At 65.3% G+C, this 26,381-nt stretch carries 23 protein-coding genes; 7 read left to right on the top strand and 16 right to left on the bottom strand.

Annotated elements, in window-relative coordinates:
- Positions 1 to 132 precede the first annotated feature (132 nt).
- Both pssA and ilvC read right to left on the bottom strand, forming a co-directional pair.
- Positions 133 to 1,011, bottom strand: a complete 879-nt coding sequence (pssA, locus tag H1D44_RS18905; protein ID WP_181516830.1) for a CDP-diacylglycerol--serine O-phosphatidyltransferase — start codon at positions 1,009 to 1,011, stop codon at positions 133 to 135.
- Between the two features lie 150 nt (positions 1,012 to 1,161).
- The gene (ilvC, locus tag H1D44_RS18900; RefSeq protein WP_181516829.1) at positions 1,162 to 2,178 is read right to left on the bottom strand and encodes a ketol-acid reductoisomerase; all 1,017 of its coding nucleotides are present in this window, start codon (positions 2,176 to 2,178) and stop codon (positions 1,162 to 1,164) included.
- A gap of 181 nt (positions 2,179 to 2,359) precedes the next feature.
- Here ilvC and ilvY point away from each other — a divergent pair, with 181 nt between their 5' ends.
- The gene (gene ilvY / locus H1D44_RS18895) at positions 2,360 to 3,247 is read left to right on the top strand and encodes an HTH-type transcriptional activator IlvY (protein ID WP_181516828.1); all 888 of its coding nucleotides are present in this window, start codon (positions 2,360 to 2,362) and stop codon (positions 3,245 to 3,247) included.
- Between the two features lie 65 nt (positions 3,248 to 3,312).
- Here ilvY and ilvN read toward each other — a convergent pair whose 3' ends face one another.
- From ilvN to rluD, 5 genes are all read right to left on the bottom strand, one after another.
- On the bottom strand, positions 3,313 to 3,804 hold the full coding sequence (gene ilvN, locus H1D44_RS18890) for an acetolactate synthase small subunit (RefSeq protein WP_010627682.1): 492 nt from the start codon (positions 3,802 to 3,804) through the stop codon (positions 3,313 to 3,315).
- Positions 3,804 to 5,528, bottom strand: coding sequence for an acetolactate synthase 3 large subunit (locus H1D44_RS18885; protein ID WP_181516827.1), 1,725 nt, complete (start codon positions 5,526 to 5,528; stop codon positions 3,804 to 3,806). The genes ilvN and H1D44_RS18885 overlap by 1 nt, the downstream gene beginning before the upstream one ends.
- A 511-nt stretch (positions 5,529 to 6,039) precedes the next feature.
- Complete coding sequence (gene clpB, locus H1D44_RS18880; RefSeq protein ID WP_181516826.1) at positions 6,040 to 8,622, bottom strand: ATP-dependent chaperone ClpB; 2,583 nt, start codon at positions 8,620 to 8,622, stop codon at positions 6,040 to 6,042.
- A 138-nt stretch (positions 8,623 to 8,760) separates the two neighbouring features.
- The gene (gene pgeF / locus H1D44_RS18875; RefSeq protein WP_181516825.1) at positions 8,761 to 9,516 is read right to left on the bottom strand and encodes a peptidoglycan editing factor PgeF; all 756 of its coding nucleotides are present in this window, start codon (positions 9,514 to 9,516) and stop codon (positions 8,761 to 8,763) included.
- 15 nt (positions 9,517 to 9,531) lie between these two features.
- Positions 9,532 to 10,491: a 23S rRNA pseudouridine(1911/1915/1917) synthase RluD gene (gene rluD / locus H1D44_RS18870; protein ID WP_181516824.1), complete on the bottom strand. Its 960-nt coding sequence runs from the start codon at positions 10,489 to 10,491 to the stop codon at positions 9,532 to 9,534.
- Positions 10,492 to 10,607: 116 nt separating this feature from the next.
- Between rluD and H1D44_RS18865 the strand changes: the two genes are divergently transcribed.
- Positions 10,608 to 11,426 (top strand): outer membrane protein assembly factor BamD, encoded by an 819-nt coding sequence (locus H1D44_RS18865; RefSeq protein WP_181516823.1) that lies wholly within the window; start codon positions 10,608 to 10,610, stop codon positions 11,424 to 11,426.
- 66 nt (positions 11,427 to 11,492) lie between these two features.
- Here the strand turns inward: H1D44_RS18865 and H1D44_RS18860 are convergent, their stop codons facing one another.
- Positions 11,493 to 13,124 carry an NAD+ synthase gene (locus H1D44_RS18860; protein WP_181516822.1) on the bottom strand — a complete coding sequence of 544 codons (1,632 nt, stop codon included), beginning with the start codon at positions 13,122 to 13,124 and terminating at the stop codon, positions 11,493 to 11,495.
- Between the two features lie 98 nt (positions 13,125 to 13,222).
- On the opposite strand from H1D44_RS18860, the gene H1D44_RS18855 reads away from it, so the two are divergent.
- From H1D44_RS18855 to H1D44_RS18845, 3 genes are all read left to right on the top strand, one after another.
- Positions 13,223 to 13,486, top strand: coding sequence for a PP0621 family protein (locus tag H1D44_RS18855; RefSeq protein WP_181516821.1), 264 nt, complete (start codon positions 13,223 to 13,225; stop codon positions 13,484 to 13,486).
- 120 nt (positions 13,487 to 13,606) lie between these two features.
- Positions 13,607 to 14,134: a GspH/FimT family pseudopilin gene (locus H1D44_RS18850; protein WP_181516831.1), complete on the top strand. Its 528-nt coding sequence runs from the start codon at positions 13,607 to 13,609 to the stop codon at positions 14,132 to 14,134.
- Positions 14,135 to 14,160: 26 nt separating this feature from the next.
- A complete protein-coding gene (locus tag H1D44_RS18845) occupies positions 14,161 to 14,367 on the top strand; it encodes a DUF3565 domain-containing protein (protein WP_181516820.1) in 207 nt (68 codons plus the stop codon).
- Between the two features lie 39 nt (positions 14,368 to 14,406).
- Here the strand turns inward: H1D44_RS18845 and H1D44_RS18840 are convergent, their stop codons facing one another.
- From H1D44_RS18840 to H1D44_RS18815, 6 genes are all read right to left on the bottom strand, one after another.
- Positions 14,407 to 14,586: a PLDc N-terminal domain-containing protein gene (locus H1D44_RS18840; RefSeq protein WP_010627671.1), complete on the bottom strand. Its 180-nt coding sequence runs from the start codon at positions 14,584 to 14,586 to the stop codon at positions 14,407 to 14,409.
- A gap of 104 nt (positions 14,587 to 14,690) precedes the next feature.
- Positions 14,691 to 17,012 (bottom strand): ATP-dependent DNA helicase, encoded by a 2,322-nt coding sequence (locus H1D44_RS18835; RefSeq protein ID WP_181516819.1) that lies wholly within the window; start codon positions 17,010 to 17,012, stop codon positions 14,691 to 14,693.
- Complete coding sequence (locus tag H1D44_RS18830; RefSeq protein ID WP_181516818.1) at positions 17,009 to 18,742, bottom strand: VRR-NUC domain-containing protein; 1,734 nt, start codon at positions 18,740 to 18,742, stop codon at positions 17,009 to 17,011. Before H1D44_RS18830 ends, H1D44_RS18835 begins: the two co-directional genes overlap by 4 nt.
- Before the next feature lie 42 nt (positions 18,743 to 18,784).
- Complete coding sequence (locus tag H1D44_RS18825; protein ID WP_181516817.1) at positions 18,785 to 19,825, bottom strand: NAD(P)H-dependent flavin oxidoreductase; 1,041 nt, start codon at positions 19,823 to 19,825, stop codon at positions 18,785 to 18,787.
- A complete protein-coding gene (locus H1D44_RS18820) occupies positions 19,822 to 20,811 on the bottom strand; it encodes a YihY/virulence factor BrkB family protein (RefSeq protein WP_181516816.1) in 990 nt (329 codons plus the stop codon). The genes H1D44_RS18825 and H1D44_RS18820 overlap by 4 nt, the downstream gene beginning before the upstream one ends.
- Before the next feature lie 8 nt (positions 20,812 to 20,819).
- Positions 20,820 to 21,347 carry a retropepsin-like aspartic protease family protein gene (locus H1D44_RS18815; protein WP_181516815.1) on the bottom strand — a complete coding sequence of 176 codons (528 nt, stop codon included), beginning with the start codon at positions 21,345 to 21,347 and terminating at the stop codon, positions 20,820 to 20,822.
- A gap of 157 nt (positions 21,348 to 21,504) precedes the next feature.
- Between H1D44_RS18815 and H1D44_RS18810 the strand changes: the two genes are divergently transcribed.
- Positions 21,505 to 22,740 carry an E22 family MetX-like putative esterase gene (locus H1D44_RS18810; RefSeq protein ID WP_181516814.1) on the top strand — a complete coding sequence of 412 codons (1,236 nt, stop codon included), beginning with the start codon at positions 21,505 to 21,507 and terminating at the stop codon, positions 22,738 to 22,740.
- Positions 22,741 to 22,760: 20 nt separating this feature from the next.
- Here the strand turns inward: H1D44_RS18810 and H1D44_RS18805 are convergent, their stop codons facing one another.
- The gene (locus H1D44_RS18805) at positions 22,761 to 23,510 is read right to left on the bottom strand and encodes a TSUP family transporter (protein ID WP_181516813.1); all 750 of its coding nucleotides are present in this window, start codon (positions 23,508 to 23,510) and stop codon (positions 22,761 to 22,763) included.
- Complete coding sequence (locus H1D44_RS18800; RefSeq protein WP_181516812.1) at positions 23,507 to 24,895, bottom strand: MFS transporter; 1,389 nt, start codon at positions 24,893 to 24,895, stop codon at positions 23,507 to 23,509. Before H1D44_RS18800 ends, H1D44_RS18805 begins: the two co-directional genes overlap by 4 nt.
- Before the next feature lie 125 nt (positions 24,896 to 25,020).
- On the opposite strand from H1D44_RS18800, the gene H1D44_RS18795 reads away from it, so the two are divergent.
- Positions 25,021 to 26,151, top strand: a complete 1,131-nt coding sequence (locus H1D44_RS18795) for a PQQ-dependent sugar dehydrogenase (RefSeq protein ID WP_181516811.1) — start codon at positions 25,021 to 25,023, stop codon at positions 26,149 to 26,151.
- Positions 26,152 to 26,381 lie beyond the last annotated feature (230 nt).

Raw genomic sequence — 26,381 nt, 5'->3', positions numbered from 1 at the left:
GAGGCAAGGCCATGACGGGACGATGACGCCGAGACTGTCCACAGGCGTTCGCAGCAAGCGCCTGTGGATGGTCTTGCATGTCCGCCAAAGACGACGACGCCCGCACGGGGCGGGCGTCGAAGCAAGCTCGAGTCAGCTCGAGGCTGGCGGCGACTGCATTTTGCGCATGATCGCCATGACCGGACCGGAGGCCACATAGGCGCCGAACAGCAGCAACAGCATCACCGAAGGCTGCACCGAGATCACCACGAAGCCGAGCACGATGGCCAGCAGCACCACGAAGGGCACCGGCCCCTTGAGGTCGATCTCCTTGAAGCTGTAGTAGCGGATATTGCTGACCATCAGAACCCCGGCAGTGGCGACGACGAACAGCATCAGCAGCTTGAAGCCGAAGGCTTCGGCGTCGAAGCTGTGGAAGGTCCAGACACTGGCGGCCACGAAAGCCGCTGCAGAGGGACTCGGCAGGCCGATGAACCATTTCTTGTCGACGCTGCCGATCTGCACATTGAATCGCGCCAGACGCAGCGCTGCGCAGGCGACATAGAGAAATGCCACGACCCAGCCCGTCTTGCCGATATCCTGAAGTATCCAGGTGAACGCCACCAACGCCGGCGCCACGCCAAAGGAAAGCATGTCGGAGAGGCTGTCATACTCAGCCCCAAAGGCACTCTGGGTGTTGGTCAGACGCGCCACGCGACCATCCAGGCCATCAAGCACCATGGCAATGAAGATAGCGACCGCAGCCGCAGTAAAATCTCCATTGATGCCGGCCACGACGGAAAAGAAGCCGGCGAAAAGGGCAGAGGTAGTAAAAAGGTTGGGCAACAGGTAGATACCCTTGCGCCGGACTTTCTTACCGTTCTCAATCGACTCTTCGATGACCTCTGTCTCGCGTACGAAGGCCGCCGCCAGATCCTCTTCTGCAGGTCGCGCACCTTGGCCTTCTGAGGAACCGGCTTCGGTACCACCGCGGGCCTTGTCATGCTCTGTATTGCGGGACTCCTGACTCATTCACTTCGTCCATAGCCGGAATGGGTTCACCCTGAGGGTTTGCCCTCATTCTACACCGAGATAACGAGGCGCAAAGTGCAGGCGTCACTCCTGAGAAACGCCAAGGGCGCGGAAAACCGCGCCCTTGGGAGCAACATGATGGATTTGCCATCAGTTCTTGGACTTGTCCACCAGTTGGTTGGCAGCAATCCACGGCATCATGCCGCGTAGCTTGGCACCCACCTGCTCGATCTCGTGCTCGGCGTTGAGGCGACGACGAGCGGTCATGGAAGGATAGTTGGTGTTACCTTCCTGAATGAACATCTTGGCGTACTCGCCGGTCTGGATGCGCTTGAGCGCGTTGCGCATGGCCTGACGGGACTGCTCGTTGATCACCTCGGGCCCGGTCACGTACTCGCCATACTCCGCGTTGTTGGAGATGGAGTAGTTCATGTTGGCGATGCCGCCCTCGTACATCAGGTCGACGATCAGCTTGAGCTCGTGCAGGCACTCGAAGTAGGCCATCTCCGGCGCATAGCCCGCCTCGGTGAGAGTCTCGAAGCCAGCCTTGACCAGCTCGACCGCGCCGCCGCACAGAACCGCCTGCTCACCGAACAGGTCAGTTTCGGTCTCGTCCTTGAAGGTGGTTTCGATGATTCCGCTACGGCCGCCGCCGATGGCTGCCGCGTAGGAAAGCGCCAGCTCCTTGGCCTTGCCGGAAGCATCCTGGTGGATGGCGATCAGGTCGGGAATACCGCCGCCCTTGACGAACTCGGAGCGCACGGTATGGCCCGGCGCCTTGGGCGCGACCATGATCACGTCGAGATCCTTGCGCGGTTCGATCTGGTTGTAGTGGATGTTGAAGCCGTGGGCGAAGGCCAGAGTAGCGCCTTGCTTCAGGTTCGGCTCGATCTGATTTTCGTAGATCGCCTTCTGGTTTTCGTCCGGCGCCAGGATCATCACCACGTCGGCGCTCTTGCACGCCTCCTCGACGGAAGCCACCTTGAGGCCGGCGGCTTCGGCCTTGGCCGCGGAACCGGAGCCGGCACGCAGGGCGACGGTCACGTCGACGCCGGACTCCTTGAGGTTGTTGGCGTGCGCATGACCCTGAGAGCCGTAGCCCACGATGGTGACCTTCTTGCCCTGAATGAGGGAGAGATCGCAGTCCTTGTCGTAGAAAACGTGCATTGTTCAGTGCTCCTGGAAGCGAAGTGGAGATTTCTCTTGTGTCAGCGTTGATGGCCACCCGCGCCGTCTGTCGCGGCGCTGGGAGTCGGCACATTCGATGCCCCTACCTTACCGCCACGTGATCGTTGCGTAAAACGCGATATTTGCAATATCACATGCCGAATCATGCAATAATCGCTGAATGGACATGCGCCCCCTCAAACAGTTTCTCGCCCTGGCCGATACGCTGCACTTCGGCCGCGCCAGTGAGCTGTGCCACATCAGTCCTTCGACGCTGTCACGCACGATCCGTCAGCTCGAAGAGACGCTCGATGCACCACTATTCGTGCGCGACAACCGCCACGTGGCCCTGACCCGCCAGGGTCAGCTATTCCAGGAGTACGCACGCGAGGCGCTCGGACAGTGGGAGCTGCTGCGCCATGCCCTCAGCAGTCAGGTCGGTGAGCTAGCCGGCGAGATCAGCATCTACTGTTCGGTCACCGCCAGCTACAGCTTCCTCTACGACCTGCTGAGCGATTTTCGCCTCCGCCATCCGCGCATCGAACTCAAGCTACATACCGGCGACCCGGCGGAGGCGATGAACCGCGTGCTGGCCGGAGAGGAGGACATGGCCATCACCCCGCGACCTCGCAGCGCTCCCGGCGCCCTGGCCTTCAAGTCGCTGACCCGCTCGCCGCTGGTCTTCATCGCGCCTGAAGAGCAGGTAGACTGGATACCTTCCACTCCGGACTCCCCCTCCGCCGAACAGTGGCGTGACGTGCCGATGATTCTCTCCGAGGCTGGGCTTTCGCGGGAGTATGCCGATACCTGGTTCCGCGCCCTGGGAGTGACGCCGACGATCTATGCCCAGGTGGCGGGCCACGAGGCGATCGTCAGCATGGTCGGCCTCGGTTTCGGCATCGGTGTGGTACCGAAGATCGTGCTCGACAACAGCCCCCTGGCCGAGCGGGTGAGAGTGCTCCCGGTCAAGCCGGAGCTGCCCCATTACGACGTCGGCCTGTGCGTGCTCAACCGCCAGCTGAAGCGCCCGCTGATCCAGGCGCTGTGGGACGAGGTCGAGGAGCGCTGACAGGGCGAGAAAACACACAAAAAAGCCGCCCCGAAGGGCGGCTAGTCGATACGACTGGCAGTAGCTCAGAGGCTGAGTACTTTATCGCCGCGGGCAATACCGGAAACCCCGGTCCGCGCCACCTCGAGGATCCCCACCGGCCCCATGGCCTGCAGGAAGGCATCGAGCTTGGGCGCATCGCCGGTGATCTGCACCGTGTAGAGGCTCGGCGTGACGTCGACGATCTGCGCACGGAAGATGTCCACCGTCCGCTTGACCTCGTCGCGGGCCGCGCCCAGCGCCTTGACCTTCACCAGCATCAGCTCGCGCTCGATGTGATTGCCCTCGGTGAGATCCACCAGCTTGATCACGTCGATCAGCTTGTTGAGGTGCTTGGTGATCTGCTCGATCACCCGGTCGTCACCTACCGTGGTCACGGTCAGCCGCGACAGCGACGGGTCCTCGGTGGGCGCCACGTTGAGCGTCTCGATGTTGAAGTTGCGCTGCGAGAACAGCCCTACCACGCGAGACAGTGCGCCCGGTTCGTTTTCCATGAGAATCGAGATGATATGGCGCATCAGGTCCGCTCCGTCTTGGAAAGCAGCATGTCACGCATGGAGCCCAGGGGCACCTGCATCGGATAAACGTGCTCGCGCGGGTCGACGATGACGTCGAGGAACACCAGCTCGTGATTGTCGGCGAAGGTACGCTCCAGCGCAGGCCGCAATTCCTCCATCGTTTCCACCCGCAGCGCGGTGAACCCATAGGCCTCGATCAGCTTGGCAAAGTCGGGCAGCGACTCCATGTAGGAGTGTGCGTGGCGTGACTTGTAGTTGAGGTCCTGCCACTGGCGCACCATGCCCAGCGAGGCGTTGTTCAGGTTGACGATCTTCACCCCCCCGCCGAACTGCTTACAGGTGGAGAGCTCCTGCATCATCATCTGGAAACTGCCCTCACCAGTGACACAGATGACCTGCTCGTCCGGGAAGTTCTGCTTGATGCCCATGGCCGCGGGGAAGCCGAAGCCCATGGTGCCAAGCCCACCCGAGGTGATGAAGCGGTTGGGCTTGTCGAACTTGTAGTACTGCGCCGCGAACATCTGGTGCTGGCCCACGTCGGTGGTGACATAGGCTTCGCCGCGGGTGATCTCGCACAGCGCCTCGATCACCTCCTGAGGCTTGAGCTGCTCGCCCGGCTTCGACGGCTCATAAAGCTTGCCGCGACGCTCCTCACGCCAGCCGTCGATCTTGCCCCACCACTCGGTCAGCGCCTCGGGGTGAGCGATCTCCTTGCCCTGGACCAGACTGATCATCTCGTCGATGACACTGGCCGCCGGCCCCACGATGGGCACGTCGGCGCGCACGGTCTTGGAAACCGAGCTCGGGTCGATGTCGACATGAATGATCTTGGCCGTGGGACAGAACTTGGAGGTGTTGTTGGTCACGCGGTCGTCGAAGCGTGCACCGATGGCAACGATCAGATCGGCGTGGTGCATGGCCATGTTCGACTCATAGGAGCCGTGCATACCCAGCCAGCCCAGGCACTGACGATCGCTCTGCGGATAAGCACCGATACCCATCAGCGTGGTGGTGATGGGATAGCCCAGGCGCTTGACCAGGTCGGTGAGCCCTTCACAGGCACGCCCGGTCACCACGCCGCCGCCGGTGTAGAACACCGGCCGCTTGGCCTTGAGCATCATCTCCACAGCCTTCTTGATCTGGCCGGTATGCCCCCGTGCCACCGGGTTGTAGGAGCGCATCTTGACCTTTTTCGGGTAGACGTACTCGTAGCGCTCGGTGGGTGCCGTCATGTCCTTGGGGATATCCACCACCACCGGACCGGGGCGCCCCGTCGAGGCCAGGTAGAAGGCCTTCTTGAGGACTTCAGGAATTTCGGTCGGGTGCTTGATCGAGAAGCTGTGCTTCACGATGGGGCGGGTCACACCAATGATGTCGGTTTCCTGGAAGGCGTCGTCGCCGATCAGGTGGCTCATTACCTGGCCACACAGCACTACCATGGGGATCGAGTCCATGTAGGCGGTGGCGATGCCGGTAACGGCATTGGTGGCGCCGGGGCCGGAGGTGACCAGGACCACGCCGGGCTTGCCGGAAGCTCGGGCGTAGCCGTCGGCGGCATGGGTGGCCGCCTGTTCGTGGCGCACGAGGATGTGCTTGACCTTGTCCTGACGGAACAGTGCATCGTAGATGTGCAGCGCTGCACCGCCCGGATAGCCATAGATGTATTCGACGCCTTCATCCTGCAGGAATCGGGCAATCATATCCGCGCCGGAAAGCAATTCCACTTGTGTATCTCCCCTGGAGGTCTCGAGTGCGATCCGCGCCCGTTGATGGGCACGGGTTCGAGTGCGGCGGTATGCCGCTGTCGGCCGAGCCGACACCTGATGCCAAACCCTGGCATTTAGCCCTGTTGGGGCCTGCACTCTCATCGGGAACGCACTGCGACGACCGCGCTCGCGCTAGCCGGGCGTTCCCTTCACGGCGGATCGCCGCGTCGGGGCATTGGCCAGAAGCGGCGGTTGGCCGCATCCGGTAGTCCTTCGGCGGGTAAAGGCCACTCGGCCTACCCTTCACGCGGGGATGGGGGGTTGCCCGCTGGATCCGCGCCCGTAAATCAGGAACGCTCAAGATTCCACCAGCCTTGCTGCAGTGTCAACCGTCCAGGCACCCGCCCACACTCGGAGCATAAAAAAGCCCGCCGGCAGAGCAGGCGGGCAAGGGGGTTACAGGACGCAACCTATCATCAAGTGTAGTCGTTTGCCGGGCCGCGCAGCGGCCGGTGCGTAACGTTATGTATCAAGTACGAAACACTAGCTTCTCGCCTTCCATCTCGACATGGATGACATCCCCGGGCACGAAGCGGGCGGCCAGCAGGTCCTGCGCCAGCGGGTTCTCGATGCGGCTCTGGATCGCCCGCTTCAGCGGCCGCGCGCCGAAGACCGGATCGAAGCCCACCTGGGCGAGCTGGGCCATGGCTTCGGCGCTCACCTCCAGCTGCAGGCCGTGCTCGGCCAGGCGGCCGCGCAGGCGGTCGAGCTGGATCCCGGCAATGGCCTCGATCTGCGCCTGGCGCAGGGCGTGGAACACCACCACCTCGTCGATGCGGTTGATCAGCTCGGGGCGGAAGTGCATCCCCACCACGTCCATGACGGCGCGCTTCATCTCCTCGTACTGCTCATCGTCGCCACCCATGCGCTGGATGATGTCCGAGCCCATGTTGGAGGTCATCACGATCACGGTGTTGCGGAAATCCACCGTGCGGCCCTGGCCATCGGTGAGGCGGCCATCCTCGAGTACCTGCAGCAGGATGTTGAAGACATCCGGGTGAGCCTTCTCCACCTCGTCGAGCAGCAACACCGAGTAGGGCTTGCGCCGCACTGCCTCGGTCAGGTAGCCGCCCTCCTCGTAGCCCACGTAGCCGGGCGGGGCGCCGATCAGTCGAGCCACGGAGTGCTTCTCCATGAACTCCGACATGTCGATGCGCACCATCGCCTCTTCGGTGTCGAACAGGAAGTTGGCCAGCGCCTTGCACAGCTCGGTCTTGCCCACCCCGGTCGGGCCGAGGAACAGGAACGAGCCATTGGGCCGGTTGGGGTCGGCGAGCCCGGCTCGGGAGCGGCGCACGGCGTTGGCTACGGCGGTGACCGCCTCCTCCTGGCCGATCACCCGCTGATGCAGTGCTTCCTCCATGCGCAGCAGCTTGTCGCGCTCGCCCTCGAGCATCTTGGCCACGGGGATACCGGTCCAGCGCGACACCACCTCGGCGATCTCCTCCTCGGTGACGTTGGAGCGCAGCAGCTTGTGCTTGGAGGTGTCGGCCTCGGTCTCGCTCGACTCGGCGATCTTCTTCTCCAGCTCGGGGATCACACCGTACTGCAGCTCCGACATGCGACCGAGGTCGCCCTGACGACGGGCCTGCTCCAGCTCGATCTTGGCTTTTTCGAGCTCTTCCTTGAACTGCCCTGCCCCCTGGATGCTGGCCTTCTCCGCCTTCCAGATCTCGTCGAGGTCGGCGTATTCGCGTTCGAGTTCGTCGATCTGCTCCTGCAGGATTTCGAGACGCTTCTTCGAGGCTTCGTCGGTCTCCTTCTTGAGATGCTCGCGCTCCATCTTGAGCTGGATCAGGCGACGCTCGAGGCGATCCATCTCCTCGGGCTTGGAGTCGAGCTCCATGCGAATGCGCGACGACGCCTCGTCGATCAGGTCGATGGCCTTGTCGGGCAGTTGGCGGTCGGTGATATAGCGGGTCGACAGCTTGGCCGCGGCGATGATGGCGCCGTCGGTGATGTCGACATTATGGTGTACCTCGTAGCGCTCCTTGAGCCCGCGCAAGATCGCCACGGTGTCCTCTTCGCTGGGCTCGTCGACCAGCACTTTCTGGAAGCGGCGCTCGAGGGCGGCATCCTTCTCGATGTACTTGCGATACTCGTCCAGCGTAGTGGCGCCCACGCAGTGCAGCTCGCCGCGGGCCAGCGCCGGCTTGAGCATGTTGCCGGCGTCCATGGCGCCCTCGGCCTTGCCGGCACCGACCATGGTGTGCAGCTCGTCGATGAACAGGATTACCCGGCCCTCCTCCTGGGCCAGCTCCTTGAGCACAGACTTAAGACGCTCCTCGAACTCGCCGCGGAACTTGGCCCCCGCCAGCAGGGCGCCCATGTCCAGCGACAGCACGCGCTTGTCCTTGAGTCCGTCCGGCACCTCACCGTTGACGATGCGCTGGGCCAGACCCTCGACGATGGCGGTCTTGCCCACCCCGGGCTCGCCGATCAGCACCGGGTTGTTCTTGGTACGCCGCTGCAGCACCTGGATGGTGCGGCGAATCTCATCGTCACGGCCAATCACCGGGTCGAGCTTGCCCTCGGTGGCACGCGCGGTGAGGTCGAGGGTGTACTTCTCCAGCGCCTCGCGGCTCTCCTCCGCGTTGGGGTCGTCGACTCGCTCGCCGCCACGCACGCTGTCGATGGCGCTCTCGAGCGCCTTGCGGGTGACGCCGGCCTGAGTCAGCAGCTTGGTCACCGCATGGCCCATCTCCAGCGCGGCGAGCAGCACCAGCTCGCTGGCGATGTATTGATCGCCGCGCTTCTGTGCCTCGCGGTCAGTCAGGTTGAACAGCTTGATCAGGTCCCGGGAGGGCTGCACCTCACCGGTGAACTGGGCCACCTGGGGCAGGTCGTCCAGGTGGCCGGCCAGGGCGTCACGCAGGCGCGCGGCATCGCCGCCGGTCTTCTGGATCAGCGCCTTGGTGCCGGTATCGCGGGCATCGAGCAGCGCCAGCAGCAGGTGGCCGGGCTCGAGCTGATTGTGGCCACGGCCCACGGCCAGCGACTGGGCATCGGCCACGGCGTTCTGCAGCGTGGTGGTGAACTTGTCGAAACGCATTCGCTTTCCTCCATCGGGGTGGCGGCGCGTTCGGACGCACCGCTTTGCCCTGTCGTATCGTATTGACAGAATCAATGGAGTCAGCGTGGCCGGCTTTCAAGTCGCCGGCCAAGGAAAGCGCTGAAGTCTTGATGCAGGTCAGCGCAGCCAGATCACGCTGGCCATGCGCCCGGTCTTGCCATCGTCACGTCGATGGGAGTAGAAGCGCGGCTCGCAGGCGGTACAGAAGTGCCCTCCGCTGATGTGGGCGACCCCCAGCCGCTCCAGCCGCAGGCGGGCCAGCTTGTAGAGATCGCCCATGTAGTGGCCCAGGCGGTAGGGGCTGGGGTCGAAGGCCGCGGCTGCCTCCGGGTGCACCCCGGTGAAAGCCTGCTGCACCTCCGGCCCGACCTCGAACTGGGCATTGGAAATCGCCGGCCCCAGCCACGCCATCAGCTCCTCGGGCGGCGCGCCGAGCGCCGCCACGGTGGCTTCCAGCACCCCGCCAGCCAGACCGCGCCAGCCGGCATGGGCCACGCCGACCCGGGTGCCTTGGCGGTCACAGAAGAACACCGGCAGGCAGTCGGCGGTAAGCACCACGCAGGCGTGGCCATGGTCGAAGGCCACCGCAGCATCGGCCTCGGGCTGGCTGTCGCTGTAGCTCGCCTGCACCCGAGCACCGTGCACCTGCCGGAGCCACAGCAGCGGCCGCTCGTCATCGATCTCATCGCCAATGAGCCGACGGCAGAGCTCGACGTGGGCGGGCGTGTCACCCACCTGATCGGCTGGATTGAAACAGGCGAAGTCGCCCTGGCTGGGGCCGGTCTCGCGGGTAGTCACGAAGGCACCGACCGCGGCAGGCGCCGGCCAATCGGGTTCGATCAGGGTCGGTTGCAGATGGGGGGCGTCGCTCATCGGAACTCCTCGGCCTCAGCGCATGACCTCGTGGTCGTCACGCAAATAGTCGATCAGCAGCAGCAGATCGTCGGGTAACGGCGCGCGAAACGCCACCGTCTCACCGCTACCGGGGTGCAGAAAGGCCAGCTTCCTGGCATGCAGTGCCTGGCGGGGGAAGCCTCGCAGCAGCTCCTTGAGCGCTTCGCTGGCGCCGGGCGGCAGCTTGAGACGACCACCGTAAACCGGGTCGCCCACCAGCGGAAAGCGCCGATGAGCCATGTGTACACGGATCTGGTGGGTACGCCCGGTCTCGAGCCGGCAGCGCACATGGGTGTGGGCGCGGAAACGCTCGACCACCCGGTAGTGGGTCACCGCCGGCTTGCCGCTTGGGTGCACCGCCTGGCGCTTGCGATCCTTGGGGTGACGGCCGATGGGAGCGTCCACCGTACTACCCGAGGTCATCACGCCGACGCACACCGCATCGTATTCGCGTGACACCGTGCGCGCCTGGAGCTGCTCCACCAGCGCAGTCTGGGCGGCAAGGGTCTTGGCCACGACCATCAAGCCGGTGGTGTCCTTGTCCAGGCGGTGGACGATTCCGGCGCGGGGCACGGCGGCGAGACCAGGGCAGTGATGCAGCAGGGCGTTGAGCAGGGTGCCGTCCGGGTTGCCGGCGGCAGGGTGAACCACCAGGCCGGCCGGCTTGTCGATGACCAGCACCTCGTCGTCTTCGTGCACCACCGCCAGGGGAATGTCCTCGGCCTCGAAGCGGGTCTCCTCCTCGAGGGTGGCGGTAAGTTCGAGCCGCTCGCCGCCGGCGACCTTGTCCTTGGGCTTGCCCGGACGGCCGTCGACCGTGAGCGCCCCCTGCTTGATCCATTGCTTGAGACGTTCGCGCGAGTGCTCGGCGAAGAGTTCGGCAGCGGCCTGATCGAGACGACTCCCGGCCAGGGAGGTGGGCACGCGCTGCTGGGCTTCCAGGGTCTGGGGCATAAGGGCTATCGCTGAACAACACCGAGGACTGCGTTTTCACGCAAGGTGCTTTATAGTGGACGGGTTACGGCCAATCCTACCATGGCCGACACGGGTTGTTAGACACGAGGATCACGATGCGCGTTTCCCCCATCGCCACACGCCTTGTCGCCCTGCTTCTGGTGACTGCGCTAATCACGGGCTGTGCCGGCAGGTCTGCCACGGAAGAAGACGAATTCGAAGGTGTCGCTGAACAGCAGCTCTACGACGAGGCACGCGACGCGCTCGACGGTGGCCGCTACACCACGGCCATCTCACGCCTCGAAGCCATCGATACGCGTTATCCCTTTGGCCGCCACGCCGAGCAGGCGCAGCTCGAGCTGATCTACGCCTACTACGAGACCCAGGACTGGGAGGCTGCGCGCGCCGCTGCCAGCCGCTTCATCCGCCTGCACCCCACCCATCCCCAGGCTGACTACGCACTGTACATGCGTGGCCTGGCATCGTGGCAGGCAGGTCGCTTCAGTCTCGAGCGCCTGCGCCTGATCGATATTTCCAAGCGCGACCTGGGTGCCTCGCGCGACGCCTACAACGACTTCCGCGAGCTGGTATCCCGCTACCCCGCCAGCGAATATGCCCCGGATGCCGAGCAGCGCATCGTCTACCTGCGTAACGTGCTGGCCCGCCATGAGCTTCACGTGGCCGACTTCTACCTGCGCAAGGGCGCCTACCTGGCCGCCGTCGAACGCGGCCGCTGGGTCATCGAGAACTACCCGGAGTCCGAGGCCACCCGCGATGCCCTGGCCGTCATGGTCGAGGGCTACCTGGGGCTCGACATGCGCGACCGCGCCCGTGAGGTCCTGCAGGTGCTGATCGAGAACGACCCCGGCAACGACCGCCTGCGTGGGCGTACCTTCCAGCCGCAGCACGTTCGCACGCAGTCGCTCTCCGCCTGAGCGTGACCCGAACCAGTCGAGCAACCCGCCAGCCTGCGCTGGCGGGTTGTCTCGTTCAGGGCAGCCTCAGTCGCCTGGCTGCCAGGCGTTGACGATGGGATAGCGGCGGTCGCGACCGAATCCACGCGGCGTCACCCGCACGCCCACCGGCGCCTGGCGCCGCTTGTACTCGTTGCGATCGACCAGCTTGACCACCTGATAGACATCGTCGCGCTCGAAGCCGGCGTCGATGATCGCCTCGGCACTCATGTCACCCTCGATGTAGCGCATGAGGATAGCATCCAGCGTGTCGTAGTCGGGCAGCGAGTCGGTGTCCTGCTGCCCCGGCGCCAGCTCGGCCGAGGGCGGTCGGGTGATCACCCGTTCGGGAATCGCCGGGGCCTGGGCGTTGCGCCAGCGGGCCAGGCGATAGACCCAGGTCTTGTAGACGTCCTTGAGCGCATTGAAGCCGCCCACCATGTCACCGTAGAGCGTGGCATAGCCCACTGCCATCTCGCTCTTGTTGCCGGTAGTGAGCACCATCAGGCCCTTCTTGTTGGAGATCGCCATCAGCAGCACGCCGCGGCAGCGCGACTGCAGGTTCTCCTCGGTGGTGTCACGCTCGGTGCCGGCAAAGCTGTCGGCCAGGGTGGCCATGAAGGCGTCGACCATGGGCTCGATCGGCAGCACCTCGTAGTGCACGCCGAGCAGGCGCGCCTGCTCGGCAGCGTCCTCCTGGGACATGTCGGCCGTGTAGCGGTAGGGCATCATCACCGCCTGTACCCGCTGCGGTCCCAGGGCATCGACGGCGATGGCCAGCGTCAGGGCCGAGTCGATGCCGCCGGAGAGCCCCAGCACCACGCCCTTGAACCCGCTCTTGTTGACGTAGTCACGCACGCCGCTGACCAGCGCGCAGTAGAGGCTCTCCTCCGGCTCCTCGAGGGGTTCGATCTCGCCCTCCACCGGCCCCCAGGCACCGTTCTCCTGCACGAACTGCACCGGCATCAGCCCCGCCTGCCAATAGGGCGCCCCCACGCGAACGGTGCCGCCCGCGTCGGCACAGGCCGAGCCGCCATCGAACACCAGCTCGTCCTGGCCGCCAATGGTGTTGACATAGACCAGCGGCAGCGAGACCTCGGCGGCACGCTGCTCCAGCAGGCGCAGGCGCTCGGCCGGCTTGTCCTGATGGTAAGGCGAGGCGTTCAGGGTAACGAGGATCTCCGCGCCGGCGTCACGCGCCGCCTTGACCGGCCCGCCATCCCACAGATCCTCGCAGATCAGTACGCCGAGCCTGGCGCCCTTGTGCTCGATCACCAGGCTCTTCTCGCCGGTGGCGAAGTAGCGCCGCTCATCGAACACCTGATAGTTGGGCAATACCTGCTTGGCGTACTCGCCGATCCACTCACCGTTGTAGAGCAGCCCGGCCAGATTGTAGGTCAGCCCCTCACGGCGGCCGGGATAACCGATGATCACCAGCACGTCGCGGGCCACCTTGGCCGCCATGCGGGAGCGGGCCTCGCGCAGTCGGGTCTCCATGGAAGGACGCAGCAGCAGATCCTCGGGGGGGTAGCCGCTGAGGAACAGCTCGGGGAACACCACGATATCGGCACCATGCTCGATGCGTGCCTCGCGAACGGCCTCGATGGCGCGATCGGCATTGCCGGGGATATCACCCACCAGCGGGTCCAACTGCGCCATTACTAGCGTCAAGTCTTGCATGGGCGTAGAAATCTCTTGAGAATCCGAAGTCATCATATTGTCCCGCAAGGGCCTCCGGCTGGCAAAGCCGCTAGCCCATCTATGGGAGATGGAAAAGGATGAACCTTTTGCTGATTCGCTTGATCATCTTCGCCGTGCTGTTCCTTGCCGGCCTCAAGCTCTACCGCATGTACCGCGAGTGGAAGCTCGACCGCGAGGAAGCACTGAACGGCGAATCGCACCAGGAAGGCGGCCAGATGGTGCGCTGCGCCTGGTGTCAGGTACACGTGCCGGAGTCCGAAGCCCTGCGCGAGAAAGGCGACTGGTTCTGCAGCAGCGCTCATCGCGACCGCTACCTGCAGGAGCAGCAACCCGAGGAATAGGCTGGCATTCCATGCCGACGATCGCTTACACAAATTATCTGGTCTGACCGATAGAAGCGATAACTGGCTCGACTAGAGTGACTCTCTCGTGATCACGGGAGTGTCGCCCAGGAGAGCACCATGGACGTGGCTCATGCCTCGAATCTTGCCGTCTCGCGCCAGCGAGGCCTCACCCTTCTCGAGTTGCTCGTCGTCATTGCAGTGGCCAGCCTGCTCATGGGCTGGGCAGTTCCCGGCCTGCAGGCGATGAACGCGCGCCAGGAGGTGGCTGCCGAAGCCCATCGCCTGCGGGTGGCACTGTCACTGGGTAGAAACACGGCGATCACCCGGCGCACCTCGGTAATCGTCTGCCCCAGCCCCGACCGGCAGCGCTGCAACACCGAGGATTGGAGCGCCCCGCTGGCCATCGTGCTCGGCCCGCTGTCGGGCAACGACTTTGCCCCGGACGCCCTGCTCAGGGTGCTCGAGGACGGCCGCGGCGTCAGCGTCAGCTATCGTCAGGATAGCAAGCCGGTCCGCTTCACTCAGTTGGGCCGGTCGTCGGGACACAACGGCACTTTCCGCCTCTGCGGCCGCCATGGGCAAGGTGCCGAGCTGGTACTGAGCAATTTCGGCAGAGTGCGCGCAGGCAACACCATCAGCTGCTGACCCCGCCAAACCTGATGAGCAGAGAAATGCGACAAGCCATCGTAGGCTACCACCAGGACGACGAGGGGCACTGGGTCGCTGAGCTGGCGTGTGGCCACAACCAGCACGTGCGCCATCAGCCACCCTGGATAGAACGCCCCTGGGTCATGACAGAGACCGGGCGAAATACTCGCCTCGGCCTCGAGCTCGAATGCCTGAAGTGCGAGCGGGGCGAGCCGCGGGACAATCCATGACCCGGCCCCGTCCCATGGCACGGCCCCTCATCGAGCCCGCTATCCCTTGGGCCCCATCAGCAGCCAGATGATCAACCCCACGAGGGGGAACAGCAGTAACACGATGATCCACAGCAGCTTGGCAATGGGGCCAGCCGGGCTCTTGGCCACCTTGACGATGGCCCAGACCAGAATGATCAGCCAGATCAGGCCCAAAAGGCCGCCTACTTCGATTCCCATCAGACGTCTCCTTGTCCAGCGGTCGGTGTCGTTCAAGGAGTAGCACGCTGCCGCTCAGGTAACAATACGAAACTGTTACTCCAGGTAAGCCCGGGTAACTCACCTCAGCCGAGCTGCCACCAGTCGGGGAACAGCCGACGTACCTCCGCACGCCGAAAGCGATCGTCCATCAGCACCAGCGTGCCGCGGTCCTCGGGGCTGCGGATCACCCGGCCGGCGGCTTGAACCACCTTGATCAGTCCCGGAATGCGATAGGCGTAGGCATCGCCGTTGCCGAAGCGTGTCTCGAGCCTGGCCTTGAGCGTCTCGTTGAAGGGGTCGAACGGCGGCAAGCCCAAGGTAGCAATGAAAGCACCAATCAGGCGCTCGCCGGGCAGGTCGATACCCTCGCCGAAGGCCCCTCCCAGCACCGCGAAGCCGATGCCCTGCCCGCCCGAGCGAAAGCGGGCCAGGAAGGCATCGCGCTCCTCTTCGCGCATGCCGCGGCTCTGACACCAGTGGGGCAAGTTGGGGTGAAGCTGCTCGAGCCGCTCGGCCACCGCCTGCAGGTAGGCGAAGCTGCTGAAGAAAGCCAGATAAAGCCCCGGGCGCCGGTGGTACTGCGCAGCCAGCTCGGCGACGATAGGGTCGAGCGAGGCCTCTCGGTCGCGCAGCCGCGTCGAAATGCCGCCCTGGATACGTACCGCCAACTGGTTGTCGCGGAACGGTGAGGCGACCGACTGGCTGACACACTCCTCAGGCAACCCAAGCAGATCGCGATAGTAGCGCGGCGGGTTCAGCGTGGCCGAGAACAGGACCGCGCTATGCGCCTGGGCAAAGCGTGGCGCCAGGAAGTCCGCCGGTACCAGGTTGCGCAGCCCCAGCCGCGACCGACCGCGGCCATGCCGGGAGAGATCACAGAGCGAGTGATCGTCGAATGTCTCGGCCAGGCGAACGAACGCCAACGCCTCGAACAGCCGTTCCTGCAGCACCGGGTCGGCGCCGCCGGGATGCTCGGCCAGATAGTCGCTGGTCGCCGTCGCCACCTGCTGCAGCGCGCCGACCAGGCGGCTGGGCAAGCCGTCGAGTACCCGATAGGCGGGGCGACCCCGCTGCCCTTCGTCGGCGCCGCCCTGCTCGCGCACCAACGCCTGCCACTGGCGCATCAGCCGACCGAAGGGCTTCACCAGCGGCGCTGGGGCACTGCGGTGCAGCGTCGCGAAAGCGTGCTGGTCCAGCTCCCCGCTGTACATGCCCCGGGCCCGCTCCACCAGGTTGTGGGCCTCGTCCACCAGCAGCGCCAGACGCCAGCCATCGGCCTGGGCCAGGCCGTGCAGCAGCGCCGAGACGTCGAAGTAGTGGTTGACGTCACCCACGCAGACGTCGCTCCAGCGCGCCAGCTCCTGGCCCAGGTAGTAGGGACATACCCCATGCTCCAGGGCCACCTCGCGCAGCGCTTCGCGGTCGAGCCAGCCGCGTTCGACCGCCGCCTGACGCGCGGCGGGCAGCTTGTCGTAGAAGCCGGCGGCCAGCGGGCAGGCCTCGCCGTGGCACGCCTTGTCCGGATGCTCGCAGGCCTTGCTCCGCGCCGTCAGTTCCAGCACCCGCACCGGCAGGCGATCCTCCTCACGCCCACCGCAGTCATCGGCAGCCCCCAACTGCACCAGCGCCTGCAGCGCCAGACGTCGTCCCGGCGTCTTCATGGTCAGAAAGGCGAGCCGGTCGATCCGCCGGCGCGGCATCGCCTTCAAGGTGGGAAACAGCGTGGCCACGGTCTTGCCGATGCCGGTCGGCGCCTGGGCCAGCAGGCAGCGACCGGTGGCCGCCGCCTTGTAGACACCCTCGGCCAGCTCGCGCTGCCCGGGGCGAAACTCGGCGTGGGGAAAGCTCAGCCCGGCCAGGGCGGTATCGCGGGCCTGGCGATGGCGGGCCTCCTGCTCGGCCCAGCTCAGGAAGCGCTCGCACTGCGCCTCGAAGAAGGCGCTGAGCTCGGTGGCGCTGGCCTGCTCGGTCAGCAGGGTCTCGCGCTCGCTGCCGATATCGAAATAGACCAGCGCCAGGGTCAGCGAATCGAGCCCCCGCTCGGCGCACAACAGCGCCCCGTAGACCTTGACCTGAGCCCAGTGCAGGGCACGCTGATTGGCGGGCATGCGCGAGAGATCGCCGCGATGGGTCTTGATCTCCTCCAGGCGATTGCGGGCCGGGTCGTAGCCATCGGCCCGCCCGCTGACCATAAGCCCGCCATACTCCCCGGCAAGCGTCAGCTCAGCCTCGTAGCCCTCGTCGCGCCGGCCAGTCACCAGGGCATGGCCGGCGATCCCCTCGCGGGCGCTGGGCGAGGGCGTGAAGCGATGGTCGAGATCGCCCTCACGGGCGGAGAAGTCGCACAGCGCCCGCACCGCCACGCGGTAGAGCGGCGCTTCGCCGCTCGCCACGGCAGCGCTCATGACGCCTCGCCCTGCTGCCAGGTCACGTGACAGACCACGGCCTCGATGCCCTGGGCCTGGAAGAACGCCAGCCAGCGCCGCTGGTTATCCTGCAGGCGGTCACCAGGGCCCTTCACCTCGATCAGCCGATAGCGCGGCTCCCCGACGCCGGCCCCGGGAAAAAACTGGATCAGGTCGGGCAGGCCAGCGCGATTGACCTTGAGATCGGCCAACAGGCGCTCAAAGCAGACCCGCAGATGCGCTGCCGGCATGCAGGCCAGAGCCAGCTCCAGCAGCGACTCGTCGAGCGCTTCCCAGTACAGGAAAGGCGAGGCGGTGCCGTGCTTTTCATGCCAGGTCTTGCGGATGACCTCGCCATGGGTGCCATCGTCGAGACGCGCCAGGCAGGCATCAAAGCGATCGCTGCGCCGCGATACGAAGTCGTCGCGGTACAGGTCCGCCGGACCGGCATGAAAAGGATGAAAGAAGGCGCCTGGCAAGGGCGCGAACAGCGCCGGCCAGCAGAGCAGCCCGAACAGACCGCAAATGAGCGTATTCTCCACATAGTGCACCGGCGCATCGGGGCTGCCCAGATGCCGGGCCACGGCTTGTTCGACACGGAGCGTCCCGGCATCTGCGGGCAGCGCCAGGCTGAGTTCGAGCCGCTGCAGTTCGGCGCCGGGCTCTTGGGCCGGCGCCGCCAACCCCAGCCGGCGGCAAAGCCGTGGCAGCAGACGCGCCAGCGCCTGTCGCTCCTGCTCGCAGACCGGCGCAGCAAACGCCGGCGCGGCCAGATCGTGTGCCTGGCCGTGCTCCCCCAGCCGCTCCAGCAGCCGCAGGCGACGGATGCGCGCCTCCACCTGGCCGCCCGCTCCCGCGCCGCCTTCGGCATAGAGACGCAGTGCCAGCGCCGCGTTCCCGACACGCTCGGCGGCCTGGCCCAGACGATACAGCAGCCTGCCGCGCCGCTGTCCCAGCCAGGCGTTCTCCGCCGGTACGGCGGGCATTTCCGCCGCGAGTTCTTCAGGCGCCTCGCCCTGCTCCAGCCTTTCACGCAGCTCGTGCAGCTTGAGGTAAATGTCGACCTCCTCGCGCCGCTGGAAGGCGTGTGAACCGGGCTTCAATTCGACCTGTTCGAAACGCTGCACTCCGAGCTCCGTCAGTACGAACTCAGCCCAGTCCTGGCGCAGGTTGCCGAAGAACATCAGCCGCAGCCGGTCACACCAGGGCATCACGGCAAGACGTACGATCCGTTCCCCGGCCAGCGCAGCGGGAGCCTCAGCCCACCATTGCTCCAGGCGCTGCCGCCTGGGCAGCAGCGGCTCCAGCACATCGCCCAGTGCTGCCTTGCTCGCCCGAGGGGACAATTCGGCGTCAGCGATTTCATCTGCCAGGGCCTGGCGCAGCTCGGCCAGGCGCAGCAGGCGAAACAGCTCGGCGAACTCCAGCTCGGGATCCGCCTCGACCCAGCCTCCATCGACCAGCGGCGCCAGGGCATCCTGCGTATCGCCGATCTCGACATAAGCGAGCTTGTCGGTGCGAAAGAGCTCGCCCTTGCGCATCACCATGCGTACCAGCAGCGCCTGCGACGCCTCGGGCAGCAGTGCAAAGGCATCGATGCTCTGCCTCTCTCGCGGCGTCAACAGCCCAGCGTGATGCTCTCGCACCCAGCCCAGAACGAAGCGAAAGTTCGCCAGGTAGTAGAGCGGGTCGTCGAGCGAGGCGATGACTGCAGACGAAATACTGTTCATGCATCCATGATATCAGCCCGGCACGCCCCCGCCATCCCTTGCTCAGCTCAGGCCTGCGGAAAGTTCGCGCACCACCTCGGCTGCCGGCACTTCGCGACAGGCGCTGGCGTTCTGACCGGCCCACAGCGGCGAGAAATCGGCGCTGCCCACGGCCTCGGCGGCACTGCGCAGTGGGGCGATGGCGGCGGTAGCCAGGGGGAAGGCAGGCGCCGCCTCGCTGAGCGGGCCAAGCTCGCGCATCAGCCGGGTGACGATGCCCCGCGCGGGACGCCCCGTGTACAGGTTGGTCAGCGCCGTGTGGCGGGCGGCCTCACTCTGCAGCGCCTGGCGATGCAGAGCACTGGTCGTGGCTTCGGTGCAGCACAGGAAGGCGGTGCCGACCTGCACCGCCGCGGCGCCCAGCGCCAGTGCCGCACTCACCCCCCGGGCATCGGCTACCCCACCTGCGGCTATTACCGGCACCGACACCGCAGCCACCAGCTGCGGCAGCAGCGCAAAGGTTCCGAGCTGATGGGTGACATCCTCGGTAAGGAACATGCCGCGGTGCCCGCCGGCTTCCAGACCCTGGGCGATGATCGCATCGGCACCGTGGGCTTCGAGCCAACACGCTTCCTCGACGGTGGTGGCAGACGAGAGCACCACGGCCCCCCAGCCCTTGACCCGCTCGATCAGCTCGGGTGCCGGCAGGCCGAAATGGAAGCTGACCACCTCGGGGCGGAAGGGCTCGAGGGCATCGCATGCGTCATGATCGAACGGTCGCCGGCCGCCGCCGGCCGGCATGCTGTCGATATCCAGGCCGTACTCGGCGTAGAAGGGAGCCAGCGCGCGATGCCAGCGTGCCAGCTGTGCCTCGTCCGGCGCTGGCGGCGTGTGGCAGAAGAAGTTGACGTTGAGGGCGCGCGCGGAAGCCGCACGAATACGCTGGAGCTCATCCGCCATGGTTTCCGGCGTGAGCATGGCGCAGGGCAAGGCGCCAAGCCCCCCTGCCTCGCTCACGGCCACGGCCAGCTCGGCGCCCTGCACGCCGGCCATGGGCGCCTGGAGAATGGGAAGCTCGATGCCGAGCCGGCGGGTAAGACTCATGATTCCTCTCCCTGCTGTCGTTTGCTTCTCTGCCAGGGGCGCTTGGGCCCCAGGGTATCGGCGGCATAGGCACCCCGCTCGCCCATGGGACGCGGCTCGCCCACCGTGGTGTCGTGCTTGGTCTGGCGCTCCATTTCAGCGTTGATTTCGGCTCCCAGCAATACGACGAACGAGGAGAGCCAGAACCACAGCATCAGGATCACCACCGCACCCAGCGAGCCGTACAGCTCATCCATGTTGGCGAATTGCCCGACGTAGAGCGAGAGTCCGCCGGAACCGAGCAGCCACAGCAAGGTGGCCACCACGGTCCCCACGCTGACCCATTCCCAGCGCGGCGAGCTGCGATAAGGACCGAAGCGGTAAAGCACGGCGATCACGAACATCATCAGCAGCAGCAGGGCCGGCCAGCGTGACCAGGTGATCAGGGTGACCGCCGGGCCCTCCAGGGCAAGCCAGCCGACAACCAGCGGGAACAGCGCAATGAAACCGATCGCTCCAAGCGACAGCACGATCAGCCCAATCGTCAGCGTGGCCACGACCAGCATGCGATGCACGAAACCGCGCCGCTCCTCCTCGCCATAAACCACGTTGAGTCCAACCAGCAGTCCACGCACCCCCTTGGAGGCCACGAACATCGCCACCGCCAGGCCGAACAGCGCCGTCAGGCTGAGCCCGGTATCGGTATTGGCGCTGACCTCATGGGCCTGTTCGGTGATCAGCCGAGCACCGCCGGGCGGCATGAAGCGACTGAGCTCGTCGATCTGCTCGGTCAATTCAGCCGGATCGAAGGCCAGCGCCCATAGCGAGATGACCGCGGCAATGGCAGGAAACAGCGACAGCAGCGAATAGAAGGCGATACCTGCCGCCAGCATGTTGACGCGGTCATCGGCAGCCTGCTCCTTGACCCGCCACAGCACGTCCAGCCAGCCCGGGCCGGGAATCTGCTTCGGCGTGTCGGCCTTTCTTCCTCTCCTTGGATTCGCCATGGCTCTCCTCAGGGTTGCTGCGCCGGGCGCAGGATCATGCGAGCATCGCGAATCTCGATGTCGAAACGGTTGAGAAAGCTCATACCCAGCAGGGCTATATCGCCCTCGAGCCCGGGACTGATGGAGCCTCGCACCTGGGACGCAGTGAAGCCCCCCAGGCTGACCTCATCGAGGTTGGTGAGGTCGCCCCGCACCCGCCCGTTGGCGGTATTGAACCAGGCCGAACCGGCAGACTCCAGGCCCAGCCGGGCGGCGAAGTCCGCGGGCACGGCGACATAAGTGGCACCGGTATCGAGCAGAAACTCGATGGGCTCGCCATTGATGCGCCCGGTGGCGACGAAATGGCCCGAGCGGTTGCGCTCGAGCACGATCGGCTCATCGGACCCAGTCACGGCGTTGACCAGATGTGCGTTGGGATTGCGCTGAGCCTCGAGGAAGCCGTGCAGCCACCAGCTGCCCATGCCGATGAAGGAGACCCAGAACAGCAGCATCATGCCCATCCCGGCGCGCCGGATCGAACCGCTTTGTCGGTTCATGCTCTTTCTCCCGGTTGGCGGACCATGCCCGCTTTGACACCCTCGACTTCGCTGACTTTACTGAACAGCGCCAGGCCTCGCCTGGCTACACTCTGCAACATTCCCGGGGTGCCTTGCTCGATCGCCCCATCGCGCCAATAACGACAAGGATAGCTACATGCACGACAGCTTCGAACATTCGACCATGATTGTTCCCCGTCATTCCCGAGCCATGCTTGGCCTGGCCGGCACCGCGCTGGCCGCGACCCTGCTGCTTGCCAGCGCCTCGGCGGCAGCCTGGGATGGGCTGGTGGAAAAACAGGTCTTCGAGATGGAGGAGTACACCACCGTCGGCGGCGAGACCATCGCCCCGGTGCGCATCGGCTGGGAGGCCTACGGCAGCCTCAACGAGGAGAAGGACAACGCCATTCTCATCACCCACTTCTTCTCCGGTACCAGTCATGCCGCGGGGCGTTACGCCGAGGACGACGAGGCCCCTGGCTACTGGGATGCCATCATTGGCCCAGGCAAGCCGCTGGATACCGATGAGTACTACATCATCGCCTCGGATACCCTGGTCAACCTCAATGCCCATGACCCCAAGGTCACCACCACCGGGCCGGCTTCCACCAACCCCGAGACCGGCGAGCCCTGGGGCACCGACTTCCCGCTGGTGACCATTCGCGACTTCGTCGAGGTGCAGAAGGCCTTGCTGGAGAGCCTGGGCATCGAGCAGCTGCACGCCGTGATGGGGCCCTCCATGGGCGCCCTGCAGGCCTACGAGTGGGCCAGCGCCTACCCTGAGCAAGTCGAACGGTTGATCCCGGTGATTGGCGGCGGGGTGGCCGACCCCTGGCTGCTGGCGACCCTGAGCGGCTGGGCCGCCCCCATCCGTCTGGACGCCAACTGGAACGACGGCGACTACTACGACGGCGAGCCGCCGCTCGACGGCCTGCGCGAAGCGCTCAAGCTGGTGACGCTGAATGCCAACCACTGGCAGTGGGCCAACGAGACCTTCGATCGCAGTTGGGCCGACGACGACGCCGACCCGACCCGCGAACTAGGCGCACGCTACGCCATCGAGCAGACCCTGGATGACATCGCCGCCGCCCGCGCCGAACTTGCCGACGCCAACCACCTGATCTATCTGGTGAAAGCCAACCAGGCGTTCATTGCCGGCCACGGTGACAGCCTGGAGGAGGGGCTCGCCCGCATCGAGGCCCCGACCCTGATTCTCTATAGCGAGAATGACCTGGTGTTCGCACCGGAAGGGGTGCGCGAGACCGCCGAGCTGATCGAGGCAGGCGGCGCCACGGTCGAGCTGGTCACACTGGAGGGCAACCGCGGCCACCTCGATGGCGTAGTGGGTATCGACCAGGCCGGCGATCGCATCCGTGCCTTCCTGAGCGATTGAGTGAGCGCGGTCGCTACCGCCTAGCCGAGTAGCGACCGCCCCAGCAGATACAGCCCCATGGCCAGCAGGCCGCTGAGAAAGATGCGCCGGAATGTCGTCTCGGATAGCCGGCGGCGCAGGCGCTGGCCTAGCTGCATGCCGACGATGGCCGGCACGACAGCCCCCAGCGAGAGCAGCCCCAGCTCCACGCTGAGCAGGCGCTGGCCGCCCATGGAGAGCCCCAGCGCCATGGTAGTGACCACGAACAGCACGCCCATGGCCTGGATCAGCATGTCCCGCGGCAGCCCCAATGACTGCAGGTAGGCAACCCCCGGGAAGACCGAGGAGCCGGTCATGCCGGTGAGCAGGCCGGTCAGGGTGCCGTTCACAGGCGAGGCGTAACGGCCGCGGCTGACCAACGCCCCGAGGCCGAGGTTGAACAGGCCGGCCAGAGCGTAGAAGGCGATCAATATGCCCAGCAAAGCCGAGAGCCAGCGCACATCGACCCGGGCCAGAATGGCCACGCCCAGCCACACGGTGACCACCGAGGCCAACAGGAAGGGCCACAGGCGACGCACGATCGTCTGTAGATAGCCTCCCACCAGGGCCTGCCAGATATTGGTGATGATGGTCGGCGCCAGCAGCAGCGCCATCGCCGAAGGCAGCCCCACCGTAGCGGTGAGCAGGGCCAGCGATACCGTCGGCATACCCATCCCGATCACGCCCTTGACCACACCGGCGACGACGAACGTCGCCACCACCAGCAGCAACAGCACAAGATCGAATGTCACGGTGCGGCCTCCTCGCCTGAGGCGGCGGCTGCGTGGCGTGCCTCCCATTCGGCCGCGGCCTGCTGACCACGGGCCTGGTTGACCGCGAGACAAATCAGCATGGCTACGCTGAACAGCGCCGCACACAGCAGGATCGACGCCTGCAGCCCGACCACTGTCTGCAGCAGGCCCAGGCCGATGATGCCGAGCACTCCCGCCAGCTTGTTGGCCAGTCCCCAGAAGCCGAAGAACTCGGCGGCCTTGCGGGTGGGCGAGAACAGCCCCACCAGGGCACGACTGGCCGACTGACTCGAGCCGAGCGAAAGCCCCGCCAGGCAGCCCACGAACAGGAACAGGTGCTGGGCCTCCCAGGAGAACCCCAGGGTGGCATTGAGGAAGGCGGTTACCTCTGGCGTGGCCCAAATGGCTAGCACCGCCGCCACCCACAGCAGCAGCGTCAGCTGGTAGGTGAACTTGGTACCGATGCGATCCTGGATGAAACCGAACCCCAGGGCGCCGGCAGCCGCGGTGATTTGCACGATGATGAACATGATGTTGCGCACCGCTTCGTCCCAGCCGATCACCTGGGCCCCATAGATGAAGGCGAAAGCAATGATGATGTAGATCCCGGCCATGGAAAACAGCAACGACACCAGGAAGATTCCCAGGTCGCGAAAGCGCTGCAGCTCGTGCAGGGTGGTGGAGACACGCTCCCAGGCGATCTCACGGTAACGCCTGCGGTGCGGCTGCGGTGTGCCGCGCTCCTTGAGCCACAGGAAGGTGGGAATGGCCGCAACCAGAAAGAAGCCCGCGGCGAAGGGTCCCACCCAGCGTATGCGCTCGAAGTTGTCGGCGGTGGCCTCGCCCAGCGCCATCAGGGTGAAGCCGGCAGCGAAGAGCCCCCCCACATAGCCCAGTGCCCAGCCGAAGCCGGAGATCTTGCCCAGGTCCTGCGGGGGACCAAGATCGGGCAGGAAGGCGGCGATGAACGATTCGCCCATGGAGTAGGCGTAGTTGGACACAACGATCAACACCACGCCGAGCAGGACGTAGCCCGGCGCCACGAAATAGAGCAGCGCGGTGGCCACGACGGTGACGAGGTAGCTGATGAAGAGAAAGCGCTTCTTCTCCGCCCGGTAATCCATCACCGCACCGCACAGAGGGCCGGTGATGACCACCAGCAGGTAGCTGATGGCCAGCGCCAGGCTCCAGAGCAGGTTGGCCAGGCGGAAGCCGTCGTCGCGATCACCGACGATCACCGTGGTGAAAAGTTCGCCGAACACCACGGTGATGATCAACAGCGTATAGGCCTGGTTGGCGAAGTCGAACATCGCCCAGCCCAGGATCTCCTTGTTCGAGGCTCGCTTTCTGGTGCCAGCTTGACCCGCCGACGGTAACACGCTCATTCCCTGTCTCCTCACACCCCTGCAGAACCCGCCACGAAAGCGCCTAGCCTATCAGCAATCGATCGAAGATGACGCTGCCGATGCTTTCACTACACTGAGGGGCATAGTCGACATGGAGGAGAGACATGAAACAATGGAGCGGTTTCACCTTGGCGCTGACCATGGTCGCCACGGCGGCAAGCAGCGACGAAGTGTCGCTCGACACCGAGCATCAGACACTGCGGTTGGTACCGATGGCCGAAGGCTTCGAGGAACCGAGAGGGTTGGCCGCCCTGCCTGGCGAGCTGTTCCTGGTCAGCGAGCGTACGGGGCAGATCCAGGCCTTCTACAACGACGAGCAGCAGCGGGTCGAGGGGCTGCCCGGCATACAGGAAGAGAGCCAGGGCGGCCTGCTCGATATCGCGGCTTCACCCGACCACCCCGATTCTGGCTGGCTCTACTTCACCTACTCGAGCGGCGATGAAGAATCGACCGCCACGGCGCTGGCACGCGGGCGCCTCGCTGGCGACCAGTTGGTCGATGTGGAGGAGCTGTTCGAAGAGAACCGCCGTTCGGCGCCAAGAGACCATAGCGGCTCTCGCCTGGCCTGGATGGACGACGATACCCTGCTGATGAGCGTTGGCGATCGCGGCGAGCCCGAGCGTGCCCAGGATACCAACGACCATGCCGGCTCGATCCTGCGCCTGACCCCCCAAGGGCTGGCCCCCGAGGACAATCCTCGCTTCGAGGATGTCGGCTATCTTCCCGAGATCTACTCTTGGGGCCACGGCCACGTGCTGGGGCTGGCCGTGGATGGCGACAGTGGTGACGTCTGGGCCGTGGAGAGCCGCGGCAACGGCTATGATGAGTTGCTCCTGATCCGCGCGGGAGAGAACCACGGCTGGCCGGAAGGAGACGACAGTGAGGCCACCGTCGGAGCGGACTTCCTGGATGACCTGGCCAGCGGCGAACTCTTCACCGAGGAGGACGTGATCCAGCCGGCCTACCGCTTCCCCTCGGATGTGGCCCCTTCGGGGCTGGCCGTGGTCAGTGGCGAGGCATATCCCGAGTGGCAGGGCGACCTGCTCGTCGGCGGGCTGGAGAGTGAGCAGCTCTATCGGTTCGAGCTCAGCGGCACGGAAGTGACCGGCGTCGAAGAGCTGCTCGATCAGTCGCTGGGGCCGGTGCGCGACGTTCGCCAGGCCGCCGATGGCTACCTCTACGTACTTGTCGGTGACGGCAATGGCATGCTCTACCGACTCGAACCGGAGGAGTGAGCTCCAAGCCTTGCCTTCGCTTGTCCATCAACGGCGCCCTCATCCCACCGGCTGCGTGGAATGAGGGCGCTTCACTTCCCCGCCATCAGCATGCATTATCGGGTTAATCTAGGTTAATTCTATTTCCCTAGTGTTTTACTTCCCCCATGGATGTGAAGTGACCCCCTCCAGAGCTGCACAGGCTATAGTGCAGCCATCAGGAGGACGAAATGAGCAACGAACCCACCGTC

This window comes from Billgrantia kenyensis, assembly GCF_013697085.1.
Taxonomy (GTDB): Bacteria; Pseudomonadota; Gammaproteobacteria; order Pseudomonadales; family Halomonadaceae; genus Halomonas; species Halomonas kenyensis.
This window is presented reverse-complemented; position numbering and strand designations above follow the sequence as displayed.